At 34.4% G+C, this 12,351-nt stretch carries 11 protein-coding genes; 5 read left to right on the top strand and 6 right to left on the bottom strand.

The window, feature by feature from the left end:
* Nucleotides 1–12: 12 nt before the first annotated feature.
* The gene (locus B9N79_RS18890) at nt 13–1,188 is read right to left on the bottom strand and encodes a CAP domain-containing protein (RefSeq protein ID WP_040060290.1); all 1,176 of its coding nucleotides are present in this window, start codon (nt 1,186–1,188) and stop codon (nt 13–15) included.
* A gap of 638 nt (nt 1,189–1,826) precedes the next feature.
* Between B9N79_RS18890 and B9N79_RS18895 the strand changes: the two genes are divergently transcribed.
* The 5 genes from B9N79_RS18895 to B9N79_RS18915 all read left to right on the top strand — a co-directional run bounded on the left by B9N79_RS18895 (nt 1,827) and on the right by B9N79_RS18915 (nt 6,972).
* Nucleotides 1,827–4,046, top strand: a complete 2,220-nt coding sequence (locus tag B9N79_RS18895; RefSeq protein WP_040060291.1) for a S8 family peptidase — start codon at nt 1,827–1,829, stop codon at nt 4,044–4,046.
* A 195-nt stretch (nt 4,047–4,241) separates the two neighbouring features.
* Nucleotides 4,242–4,949 (top strand): glycosyltransferase family 2 protein, encoded by a 708-nt coding sequence (locus tag B9N79_RS18900; protein WP_085118790.1) that lies wholly within the window; start codon nt 4,242–4,244, stop codon nt 4,947–4,949.
* A gap of 4 nt (nt 4,950–4,953) precedes the next feature.
* Entirely contained in the window at nt 4,954–5,304 is a 351-nt protein-coding gene (locus B9N79_RS18905; protein WP_019394847.1) for a DUF2304 domain-containing protein, read from the top strand.
* A complete protein-coding gene (locus B9N79_RS18910; protein WP_019394846.1) occupies nt 5,301–5,642 on the top strand; it encodes an EamA family transporter in 342 nt (113 codons plus the stop codon). The genes B9N79_RS18905 and B9N79_RS18910 overlap by 4 nt, the downstream gene beginning before the upstream one ends.
* Nucleotides 5,643–5,676: 34 nt before the next feature.
* Nucleotides 5,677–6,972: an ArnT family glycosyltransferase gene (locus B9N79_RS18915; RefSeq protein WP_040060293.1), complete on the top strand. Its 1,296-nt coding sequence runs from the start codon at nt 5,677–5,679 to the stop codon at nt 6,970–6,972.
* Nucleotides 6,973–6,993: 21 nt separating this feature from the next.
* On the opposite strand, the gene B9N79_RS18920 is transcribed toward B9N79_RS18915, so the two are convergent.
* The 5 genes from B9N79_RS18920 to B9N79_RS18940 form a co-directional block, all read right to left on the bottom strand.
* On the bottom strand, nt 6,994–8,487 hold the full coding sequence (locus B9N79_RS18920) for an ArnT family glycosyltransferase (RefSeq protein WP_040060295.1): 1,494 nt from the start codon (nt 8,485–8,487) through the stop codon (nt 6,994–6,996).
* A gap of 223 nt (nt 8,488–8,710) precedes the next feature.
* Nucleotides 8,711–9,124, bottom strand: coding sequence for a GtrA family protein (locus B9N79_RS18925; protein ID WP_085118793.1), 414 nt, complete (start codon nt 9,122–9,124; stop codon nt 8,711–8,713).
* 2 nt (nt 9,125–9,126) lie between these two features.
* The gene (locus tag B9N79_RS18930) at nt 9,127–10,104 is read right to left on the bottom strand and encodes a glycosyltransferase family 2 protein (protein WP_019394842.1); all 978 of its coding nucleotides are present in this window, start codon (nt 10,102–10,104) and stop codon (nt 9,127–9,129) included.
* Nucleotides 10,105–10,281: 177 nt separating this feature from the next.
* Nucleotides 10,282–11,757, bottom strand: coding sequence for an ArnT family glycosyltransferase (locus tag B9N79_RS18935; protein ID WP_231573185.1), 1,476 nt, complete (start codon nt 11,755–11,757; stop codon nt 10,282–10,284).
* A gap of 158 nt (nt 11,758–11,915) precedes the next feature.
* Nucleotides 11,916–12,308 (bottom strand): Ig-like domain-containing protein, encoded by a 393-nt coding sequence (locus B9N79_RS18940; RefSeq protein WP_085118796.1) that lies wholly within the window; start codon nt 12,306–12,308, stop codon nt 11,916–11,918.
* Nucleotides 12,309–12,351 lie beyond the last annotated feature (43 nt).

The following is a 12,351-nucleotide window of genomic DNA, read 5'->3' on the forward strand; positions in this document are numbered from 1 at the left end:
AGGCGACTTTTATTAGAGAGTAAAGTAATTTTCCGTAAAATATGGGACTCCTTCATTATTTATTGAAACACCAACTCCTAAATATGACCAACGTTGATCAAGAATATTAGTACGGTGACTTTTAGAATTCATTAATGCTTCATGGGCAAAAATGCTGTTTTGCTGTCCCATAGCTATATTCTCTCCTGCAACAGAATAGTCTATATCATCCTCTGTAATTCGATCAAAAGGTGTTTTGCCATTTTGGTTCTTATGACTAAAATAATCATTGTCAGCCATATCTAAACTATGATGCTGAGCTGTTTTTGCTATTTGGTCATTCCATACAAGAGGAAGAAGGCCATGTTTTACTCTTGTAGCATTAATAAGATCGAACATTTGCCATTTGAATCCTTCCTCTAACATTTGAGATGGATTACCATAGTAGCCTTCCTTTTCTGCTTCAGCACGTTTTGTAATGACTTGAACAGCTGTTACTTTTTGTCCATCTAGATTATCATAGAAAAATGTTACATAATATCCATCTAGCTCATACGTATCATATTCTTCATCTTCAACAGAATAGTTACTTCCATTTTTCTGGATAGTTCCAAGTGGAGAACCATATGCCTCTCTCACTTCATCAACAGTAGAGCCTAACTTTATCCCTTTGGTTGTTTTGAATACATCCTGGTTTGTATAAAGGGCAGCGACTTTTTCATCTTGATAACCAACCATAAAGAAATGCCCGTAATTTTGATGATACGTGTTCCACTCTATTCCATAATCATTTGACGATTTTCTAATGGGGTCTCCGAGTTTTTGAAGAACAGATTCTTTGTTTTCTCCAATGAATATAGAATGAATTGTCACTAATGGCTTATTGTCTTGCTTTTCTACTTTCATGTCTTTATTAGAAGAAACTGTATTTACTTTCCCATTATCTATTTTATTTTTATCTTGCTGTACTTCTGTTGTCCCTTTATCTATTACCTTATCTTCGTTCAAAATATTTTCTTTCTTTTCGTTAACCTCTCCCACACCATCTACTCTGTTATTAGTAGTTGCTGCTTCTGTTTGGGGTCCAATTATATTGTCAACGGCTGCTGCATACTCTGTTAACTTCATATTTGAAAGATCATTCTCTGAAAAAGGAGTCATATTGAATAAAAAGAAAAGGGCAACACTCGCACCAAATAATTTATTCATACTCTAGACACTTCCTTTATTAAAGGGGAATCCCTATTTCTAAAAAAACTTCTCTATGTGTTAACGTACAACCCATACAAAAAGTTACACTGTATTAAACATTCCCCTTATTCCATCACAAAACAGTCTCTCTACTGTCATACAATATAAAAAAGCTGCTAGAAAGATCTAGCAGCTTTTTGTGACTACTGAAACAGTAGCTTTAGGTTGTGAAAACCTCGATTGGTAGACTTAATAGTAGTATGAAAAGAAAAAGATATCAACTAGTAATTTAAACCATAAATATATAAAGATAATCCATTAGACCCTTTATAATCATGTAATATAAACCCAAGTAATCATTTTATTTCCAAACGAAAACTTTAAGCGCACAAAAAGAATCTTTGTGCCTAGTTATATTACATTATAATACTTTAAAGGTTTAATTATACATAAATTCTAAAATGTAAGAAATGAATTATAGGTAAAAATGGAGTATAATAAAAATTGATAAGATTTTGGTTGGTAAACCATATTTTTGCTCATCTACTCGTATAGATGGGCTTTTTTTACGTCCAAAAAATCCATATAATCTCATTTACTTCATTTTATTCCTCTCCTATTATTAAGAAGTACCTCTATATTAAAGGAGTAACAACATGAAAACTAAATATATATGTTCGCTAATTGTATTGTTTTCTCTTATTTTTTCTTTTTCTACTACTGTTAATGCTTCATCTCTTCTCTACTTTCAAACTGAGAGGGAAGCTAAAGCTTTTCTTGTTAAATATTCTGATGCAAAACAAAGTAACCATGTTGTCAAAACAGATCTCTCCAAATCAGAGATTCAAATGCTAAAAAAACAAGGGACTATCTTATTTTACGAAAGTGAAAAAAAGAAAGAAGTAAGTGCTGAAGCTCCTTCTCTTGTTGATGAACAATGGGGCCTAAAGCTTATTCATGTACCATCAAACTTACGGAAAAACAATAATCTCCTTTTAGACAAAGAAATCCGAGATGTTGATGAAGGAACATCTATAAAATATACAGGACAAACCTTTAAGACGGCTAACAAAGAAACGAAACTAAAGATAGCATGGAAAAATCAAAAATTATCCCGCTTAAGCATCACACTTGATCATGTTGAAAAAGATTGGTCTGTTAAAGTATATAATGATGGCTCTCTGATTAGTGAACAGAAAACAGCGCTAAAAAGAACTGATGTGCTTCTTCCGAGAAAGACAACATATAGAAACATGGTTGTAGAGCTTTCCTCATTTGCAGGCTGGAATGAGACCCCATCTATAGAGAACATAAAAGCTGTGAACAATGCAAGAATTGCTGTTATTGATTCTGGTATAAATCAACACGAGGACTTTTGCGATAATGTCTTAACAAGCCAAGGAAGGAACTATATTTCTCCCCATGATTGGCCTTCAGATAAGCTTGGCCACGGAACTCATATTGTAGGAATTATTGGAGCTTGTGCTTACAATAACAAGGGAATAGATGGAACCATATTAAACGGAGCAGTAGATATTATTCCACTTAAAGTTCTTGATGATTTCGGGAATGGAAGTGACTTCGAAATTAGCCAAGCCATTGAAGATGCTATAAAGAAAGAGGTTGATGTTATTAACCTTAGTCTTGCTGGTAGTGGGGAAACTACTATATTACGCGAATCGATTCAGAACGCCCTTTCTCATGATATTGCTGTTGTAGCTGCAGCTGGAAATCAAAACAAAGATATTAGTACCATTTTCCCTGCTTCGTATCCTGGGGTAATTGCTGTTACAGGAATCACAAAAACTAGGGAACCATTAGTAAACAGCAATAAAGGATGGGAAATTGATATAAGTGCTCCAGGGGAGGATATTTACAGTACATATAGCTTGAACGAGTACAAATCATACAGTGGCACTTCTGTTGCAACTCCCTTTGTAAGCAGTGCTGCTGCATTAATTAGAACAGTAAATCCAGACCTAGACTGGCTTTTAGTAAGAGATAAGCTTCTCTCATCAGCAGATAATTTCTCAACAACCTACGGACTTCTAAATGTTGAAAAGGCTATTAATATGCCAACTTCGTCAGCAAAAGCAGAATTTCTTAGTATAAAGAACGGACAATCTCTAACAGAACCTAAAAGTATCGCTCTAGCTTTTACTTCTAATCTTATAAACAAAAAATTTCTTATCACGAAAAATGGAGACATTATAAAGCAACAAAACATCACGTTGCAGCTTGCTGATGTTACTCTTCCCTTCTTAGATGACGGACTTCCTAACAGCTTAGGGTTATTTGTAGTAGACGAAGAAGGGACAATCTTAACTAAAAATAAACGAACATTAACTTCTCGAGAAAAAAAGATGATTCCACAAGATTTAGATGAAGCAGTATGGGCGAAAAAGGAAATTCAAACAGGCCTTGAACAAGGATGGATTAGAGGATATGATAATGGATTTTTCAAGCCAAATGATTCTCTCACAAGAAGGCATGGTGTTATGATGATCTCTCGTTTTCTTTCATTAGAACCTAAATCAATCGACACTCCGTTTAATGATGTCGTTCTAGAACAAAGCGGAGGACTCGCTGTTCTAAGCGCCTATCAGCATGGTGTTGTAGAAGGTTATGGCCATAAATTTAAGCCGGAAAATACCCTTACAAGAGCCCAGATGGCCCTTATTCTAGATCGCGCGCTTTCTTTGTCAGAGAAAAGCACATTTACTTTTGAAGATGTCCCTTCTTCAAGTTTTTGCTTTGATGCAGTAAGCCGTTTAACAAAAGCTGACATCATTACGAAACAAGACAAATTTAGACCATATGAACCGATTACACGTGCCCAATTTTCGGCTATGTTATATCGTGCTTCAACACTGTAAAAGAGAAGGCTTCATCGTCTTCTCTTTTACTTTAATTTTTTTAGTAATATCATTCATTTTTTTAATAGCAAATAGAAAGATTTTACCAAAAATATGTCTTTTTGTGCTAATATATTGAATTAAGAGAATATTCATTTTATTTTTTTAAGATTCTTCTAAAGATTAATACCCCCTTTATGAAAGGTGTGATCACCGATGAATAAAGTATTAATTATTGTTCCCGCTTATAACGAGGAAGAAGCAATTTCAAATACACTCTATTCATTACTTCACCTTAAGAACGAACACCCTAGCTTAGACATTTGTGTTATTAATGACGGCTCCAAAGATCAAACTTCAACGATTGTAAAACGCTTCAAAGACGTTATACTCATTGATCTTCCCTACAATCTTGGAATTGGAGGAGCTGTTCAAACTGGTTATCAGTATGCATATCGTCATAACTACGATATTGCGATTCAGTTTGATGCAGATGGACAACACGATGCACATTCACTTCAAAGACTTATCCATCCCCTTCAAAAAGATGAAGCAGATATGGTTGTAGGCTCAAGATTTTTGAAAAAGACGGACTATAAAGGCGCTTTTTCAAGAAGAGTTGGGATTTATTACTTCACGTTGCTGCTTCGATCACTAGCTGGACAAACATTCACAGACCCTACTTCAGGGTATCGGGCTATTAACCACAAAGTCATCAAAATATTTGCTAATACGTATCCAAAAGACTATCCAGAACCAGAGGGATTAATCCACCTCTCTCGTAAAGGACTTCGCATCCGAGAAATTACGGTTAATATGGCGAATCGTCAAGGAGGACAATCCTCTATTACTCCTTTTAAATCTATTTATTACATGTTCAAAGTAACGCTATCTATTGTTATTCAACGAATTGTAAAGGAGTGACATCATGAAAATCACCATTATCTCTCTCATTATTGTAATCGGAATTTTTATATTTGTTATTGAGTCTGTAAGAAGAGGGATTCTTGAAACAAAGTACTCAATCATTTGGATTTTAACATGCTTAGGAATTGGTATTTTGAGTGCCAACTCTTCCCTTATCAATAAAATTGCTGATGTGCTTAACGTATACTATGCTCCATCAATCCTTTTTTTGTTTGGAATGCTTTTTCTTATTATTGTAATCTTTGACTTAACCCGACGGATTTCTAAAATGAATCAGCAGCTTGTCACATTAACACAAGAATATGCCATCTTAAAACAAAAATATGAAGAAAAAGGACAACACCAACAGTGATTTATATTCTAATACTCTTAAATATTCTAATGCTCGTAACAGGACAAATTCTCTGGAAAGTAGCTGTAGCTAACGTTGATGCTTGGACTTTGCAAAAAGCTATTTCCGTTCTTCTTTCTCCATTCTTTATTGGTGGAGGGATTCTTTACGTTTTAGCTACTGGCTTATGGCTTGTTATCTTATCAAAGCTCCCTTTAAGCATAGCTTATCCCTTTCAAAGCATAAGCTATGTACTTGGAGCTATCGCTGCTTTTCTTATTTTCAAAGAAACTGTTACAGCTCAACAATGGTTTGGTATTTTTGTCATTATTATAGGTGTTTATTTCATAGCCCGATAATATTACTCAGTGAAACTTTGGAGGAAAATTTAACATGATGAAACTTGTAAAATTTCACACCGCTTTTCTACTACTACTTCTTCTCTATTTAGTTTTTAACCTTTTCCTTCTGTTCACACATCCAGGCCTTGTGTTTAACAGGCCTGATATTTTTGGAGAACCGATTTCTACGTACGGTTCACGAGATGCTTCCTTGTATGCAAAAATGGCTTGGCAACTTATTCATGAAGGATTTTACGGATACAACGCAACTGTTTCAAATGCTTATGTAACATATGGGCAACCTCTTTATCTTGTAGCTATCTTTAAAGTTGCAGAACTTTTTAATACAAATCATATTATGCTCTACCGATTATCTAATATGATATTAAACATTGGTGCCTTAATCCTTATTTATGTAATTGCTCAAAAACTTTTTCACCATCGTGTTGTTAGCTTTATTGCGGCTTTCTTATTTGCAATACATCCAGCACCAACTCACTACTTTCAAACAGCACTAACAGAAACACCAACAATCTTTTTATTCCTATTAACAACCTTTATCTTTATTATTGCCCTTCAAAAAGGAGAATACCGCTATCATATTTTATTTGGAATTGTGGCTTCTATTCTCCTGATGTTTAGAGCTTCACCAGCTCTCTTACTTTGGCTCGCATGGGGTATTGTTGTATATCGAAATGGATTTAAAAAAGGGGTTAGGATTGGTTTAATATGGTGTATTGGGCCTATTCTAGTTATGGCTCCATGGGCGATTCGAAACTATGTAATGTTTGATCATATGTTTCTTTTTTCATCACATGGTTCAAACCCGCTCATTGCTGGAACTAATCCTTTTTACCTTGATGATTTTTCCCTATACGTACAGCAAGCAAAAGAGCTTGGAATGAGCACTGAAGAATTTTCCTTACATAAAATTCTAACTGGTCTACAAGATAATTTCCCACTTTACTTCTCATGGCTTACAATTGGAAAAACAACGTGGCTTTTTGTCGATCAAGCAGGGAACCCTGATGGACTTGGTGCATATGCTCACCTTTTACCAAACTGGATTGAAAAGCTTTCTAAATATCAAAACTTGCTCACAGTTGCGGCCGGCTTTCTTTTTGCACTCATTTATTGTAAAAGAAAACCTGTCTTGTGCTTAGTTCTCTCTATTATTATTTATATTTGTTTCTCTAATGTCTTCCTTACCCTTCCACGCTATGGATTACTTATTTATCCTTTCCTCTGTATGCTAACTGGATATGGAATCGTAGATATTGGAACAAAAGTGATCAAACGTTTAAAAGAGCGAAAAGTAAAAATGAAAGAAACATCTGCTAAATATTAAAAAACGTGTAGAGAAGCTTCTCTACACGTTTTTTGCTACCTCTTGTGGAGGCGATAATTTTTCTTTTTGACTTTTAACTTTCTTACTTTCAACAAACAAACTAAATCCATAACTTCCTATAATAATGAACGATGGGATAATGAAGAAACGGTAACGTGTTTGGATTTCAATAAGAAAATGAATACAAATATATCCAATAATAAGCAATAAAAAGAGGGATTGATTCATATTACTCTTTCGGATGAGACTGTATAATAAGCCAAGAATGCTACCAATAGCAATTGTCATGTACATAATTCGCTCACCAACATAAAAAATGTTATGAATAAATGATTGCCCTTGATAGCCAACACTCCACTTGATTGACGCATCTAAATCTCCCCACATTTTTTCGGATTTATTCCACATCAAATCAACGACAGCATCTTTATCTTCTAATCTTTCTTTAATAAGCTCTTTTTCAGCTTCTGTGCGCTCTTTTCCTAGCGTATATTGAGTCATAAAATTACTGTCTTCCGTTGAATACTGGCCAACTGTCTCATGGTTAAATCCAAGCACAAACTTCCACATTGGGTTGCGGTTTGATAATGGATAATCTGTTACGTCAGCTGTCATAAAGGCAAAACTTACCCCATAATGAAGAAGATAAAAAACAGCAACGATCCCAATAAATTTCTTAGCCACTGTCTTTTTTCGATCTTTCTTACTGCTTATAAACTGTAAAAACATATAGCAAAATAATGCAACTAAAATAAATGCTCCAAGCGGACGCATAATATCTCCAAGTGAAAGAAGAATCCCAATAAAGAACCAACTGCTTTTGTGGTCTACTCCATTTTTCACAAGTAAATAAAATCCGGCGTAAAATAAGATAATTGCAATATATTGATTTGTTAATACAGAGGTCATAAAGATACTTGGTAAGTATAATGAATAAAAGACACCTGCAACTCTACCTGCAGCCTCATTAAAAACATGCGTACCAATTTTATAAACCAAAAAGACAGTTCCAACTCCATATATGACATTTAGAAGTTTAAGTACAAATGCTCCTCCATCAAAAATAGATAAAACAAGAGCTTGATACATTGTAAAACCAATTTGGTACACCCATGATAAGAAGTATGGCGTTTGACTAAATGAGAAGTCTCCCTTACTCGCATCCACAGCAGCTGTATACAACACATTAAAATCAGATTGAATTGGTGTATCTACAACAAGAATCCATATAAAGCGCAGTAAAAAAGCAACGCTTAACATTACAATTAAAAATGTCTTCTGACTTAACTTTTTTACATAGGAAGAAATTAAAAAGATAATCAACCCATAGATAATAACGCCCATTGCTATCACTAGATTAGCTGTATTACTTGAAAGATTTAACTGTCCTACTTTTAGAAATTGAGATGTTGCTTCCCATGAAAAAACAAAGATGGCTCCAAAAATAACTAAAGTAAGTAGAACGAGAAATTTGTTAAAAAGACCACTAACAGCATTCATATTGAAATTCGACATATCGTATATACTCCTTACTTAATTGCTTGAAACGCTATACACTTCATAAATAAAAAAGTTCACTTTCAACGCTTGTACTGTCTTAAGTGAACTTTTTAATTCTACTTTTCAATATGCTTAATTATACTGTATTCCGTTTTTGAAAACTAGATAGAAAAGGCTTAGTCTTCCATACACTTTACAGGAGAAAAAGCCCTCTTCTTTCCATCAGCTTCTTCTTCCTTTACTCTACTGCTCTCTCTTCTTTATTCTTAAAAATAAAGTACTTACTTGCTATATAATTAACAAGAATAACAACAATGTTCGCTAAAATTTTAGCAATAATATCATCAACTGAAAGCCAACTAACACATATAATCATAATAGCAAGATCTAATACGTATGAAAGCCCCCTAAAAAAGAAAAATGAAAGAAGTTCTCTAAATATAATGCTAGTAGTAAGAGTTTTGCTCTTAAATACATAAAGCTTGTTTGTGACAAAAGCAAATAGAACAGATATAATCCAAGCAAACGTTGTGGCCCACCTATAGTCTACTGAGAAGCCCTTTGTAAGTAAAATATATAAAACAATGTTCACTACTGTTGTGAGCACTCCAAAAACAAGATAGCTAATCATCTCTTTTGTTCGGCTGTTCATCTTTAAATCCCCTTAGATTCATAATGACGTTCTTTTTTCTCAAACATCACTTTCTCATTGTTATATTCATCAACAAAATAAAGTGGACGACGTTTCGTCTCAGTGAATATTTTTCCTAGATACTCTCCAATAATCCCTAAGGAAATAAGCTGAATGCCTCCTAGGAATAACATGACTGTCATCAAGGACGGATAGCCTTGAACCATTTCCCCAACAACCAAGGTCTTTACGATAATAAAAATCATGTATATAAATGCACAAAGTGAAATAGTAAAGCCAAAGTAAGTTGATAAGCGAAGCGGAGCTGTTGTAAAGGATGTAATACCTTCAATGGCTAAATCCATAAGCTTTTTATAATTCCATTTTGTCTCACCAGCCGCTCTTGGATTACGGTCAAATAAAATTTCCTTCTTATGATAACCAATCCAGCTGAACATCCCTTTTGTATAACGCTGTGTTTCACGTAGTGTACGAAGAGCATCGATACAACGACGATCAAGCAAACGAAAATCTCCTGTGTTTTCTTGAACAGGAATCTTCGTGATTTTTTGAAGCACGCGGTAGAATGTTTTAGCTGTCCACTTTTTCATCCATGTCTCTCCTGCTCTGCTTCTTCGTTTTGCAAAAACATCATCATAACCTTGCTCCCAATATTTAATCATCTCAGGTATAAGTTCTGGCGGGTCTTGAAGGTCAGCATCAATAATAATAACCGCATCCCCTTTAGCATAATCAAATCCTGCCATCATACCTATTTCTTTTCCAAAGTTTCTCGATAAATCAACATATGAAATGCGATGATCTGTTTCACGCATTTCTTTAATAATTTCTAACGTTCTATCTTTACTTCCATCATTGATAAACAAAAGTTCAAAATCATAGTTTGGAATAGCTTCAATCACAAACGTCAACTTCTCATATAGCTGCTCCAACACATCTTCTTCATTATAGGCTGGAATTATAATTGAAATAGTCTTCAATGATTTTTCTCCTTTCTATTAAATCTATTTTAGTGCCTCTCTATACAAAATAGTCCATCCAACAAAAAAGTTCACTTACGTCTAAAAAATAGAGCGGAAGTGAACTAAATTCCCGATTTCTGCCACTTAATTATAACTTATCTCGTTTTTTTCTACTAGTAACACAGTGAAAGTCATTCATAGCTTAAGATTGCTTCTTATCCTTCCTCTCCCCCCACTTAAAAATTTAGTATGATAAAAAAGTGTAACGAATCCTAAGGAAGCGATAATAGCTAGTGCTGGGTTGATAAAAAAACGATACTTAGTTTGTACTTCAACGAGAAGATGAACAAGAACATAGCCAAGAATAAGAATAAGGAAAAAAGCTTTCCTTTTATCCATCTCTGTTCGAAAAGAAAAGAGTAAATAGGCTATCCCTCCAAAGAGTAAAAGAAGAAACATCATTCGTTCTGAGGCATAGAGCACTTTATGAATTACTTGAGCAGATTCCTTTTGATGTCCCATGCTCCAGAAAATAGATTCATCTCGTATTCCCCACATGTTGTTAAACTTCTTCCAAAGTAAAACAGCCACCTCACTCTTATCTTCTAAGCGCTCTTTAATAAGCTCCTTTTCCACTTCATTACGTTCTGTACCTAATGAATAACGAGCAACATATTCTGCATCCTCTACTGAATATTGACCTTCTGTTTCGTGATTAAATCCAAGAACAAATTTCCAGAGTGGATTGCGGTTAGAAAGCGGGTATTCTGTAATTCCCCATGCAATGAAAGAAGCACTTATAAGGTAGTGAACAAAGTAAAATACCACAAATATCCCTATAAACTTTTTTACTACTCTTTCTTTATGTATCCTACCCTTCTTGAGGAAAGCTAAAAACACGTAGCAAGAAACAGCGAGTAAAATAAATGCGCCGAGCGGCCTCATGATATCTCCTATAGCTAATAAAGCACCAATAAAGATCCAGTTCCATTTATGATTAATGCCGTTCTTAATAAGAAGATAGAAAGCCCAATAAAAGAAAAAGATAGCGATGTATTGATTTGTTAAAACAGAGGTCATTACAATAGCTGGGATGTAAAAGGCATAAAAGATTCCTGCTATTCTCCCTGCAAGTTCATTAAATAGAAGCGATGAAGTCTTATAAGTAAAGAAAACTGTGCCTACTCCATACAACACATTAAAAAACTTGATACTAAATGTTCCTTCACCAAATAAGGAAAGCAAAAACGATTCATATACCGTAAACCCAAGTTGATATGGCCAAGAATAGAAGTATTCTCGCTGAATTGGTGCCCAATCCCTATAAAAAATTCCAACTGCTCCATCATACATAGCTCTAAAGTCTGTTGCAGGTGGTGTATTGATAGTTAAGATCCAAACAAGACGCACTGAAAAAGATACGCATATAAGCAAAAATAAAAAAGTATGACTTTTTAGCTTCCTAATATAGTAGCTTAGTGAAAATAACAGTGCTCCTAATATAATAAGAAGAAACAATACTAGAAAAAAGGCACCTAAGTTGGAAAATCCCAATCGCTCCTCAATATATTGTTGTTCTGTTCTCCACGAAAAATAAAACATCAGTCCCAAAAAAGAAAGTGTCATTATTATTAAAAGCTTATATAATCCCTTATTTAATTCATTAATCAATGTTGCCTTCACCTTCATCCACTAGTTCTTTTGTTATGAATATTTATCTTATATACGTTGATTATACCTTATTTTGGAATTTTCATAAAACTAAGTGCGCACTTATTTATATAAAAAAGCCAACCACAGATGTGATTGGCTTTTACGATGAGCTCCTATTATTTAGGAACGTTTACGCTAGTTGCTTTAATTGCGTTACCAGCAAGATCTTGTACAGATGCAATATTAATTGTTTGCTCAGCTTTTGGAGCACTTGCAAACGAAAGAATAACTTTCTTACCAGTTGAATCATCTAGTTCTACTTCCGTTGCCTCACTCTCTACAACTTGGCCTTGTTGTTTAACTACATAGTTTTTAACGTTTTCAGCCGTATCTTCAGTTACTTGTTCATCAAATGTTAAAACAAATGTATTGTTAGGGATACCATCCGTAGCATCTGTTTCTTTATCTGCACGTGCTACAGACACTGCAGGCACTTTAGTATCTAGAGTCACCTTGGCTGTCTCATCAGTTACAACATTGCCATAACCATCGTTAGCACGAACAACCACTAAATAATTCCCATCAACTGAAGGTAATTTATAGTTGATAGTG

Origin of the sequence: Priestia filamentosa, from assembly GCF_900177535.1 — a bacterium.
GTDB classification, from domain to species: Bacteria; Bacillota; Bacilli; order Bacillales; family Bacillaceae_H; genus Bacillus_I; species Bacillus_I filamentosa.

Coding starts and splice junctions, on each gene's coding strand:
- B9N79_RS18890 (WP_040060290.1), bottom strand. CDS start 1,188: ATGAATAAATTATTTGGTGCGAGTGTTGCCCTTTTCTTTTTATTCAAT.
- B9N79_RS18895 (WP_040060291.1), top strand. CDS start 1,827: ATGAAAACTAAATATATATGTTCGCTAATTGTATTGTTTTCTCTTATT.
- B9N79_RS18900 (WP_085118790.1), top strand. CDS start 4,242: ATGAATAAAGTATTAATTATTGTTCCCGCTTATAACGAGGAAGAAGCA.
- B9N79_RS18905 (WP_019394847.1), top strand. CDS start 4,954: ATGAAAATCACCATTATCTCTCTCATTATTGTAATCGGAATTTTTATA.
- B9N79_RS18915 (WP_040060293.1), top strand. CDS start 5,677: ATGATGAAACTTGTAAAATTTCACACCGCTTTTCTACTACTACTTCTT.
- B9N79_RS18920 (WP_040060295.1), bottom strand. CDS start 8,487: ATGTCGAATTTCAATATGAATGCTGTTAGTGGTCTTTTTAACAAATTT.
- B9N79_RS18925 (WP_085118793.1), bottom strand. CDS start 9,124: ATGAACAGCCGAACAAAAGAGATGATTAGCTATCTTGTTTTTGGAGTG.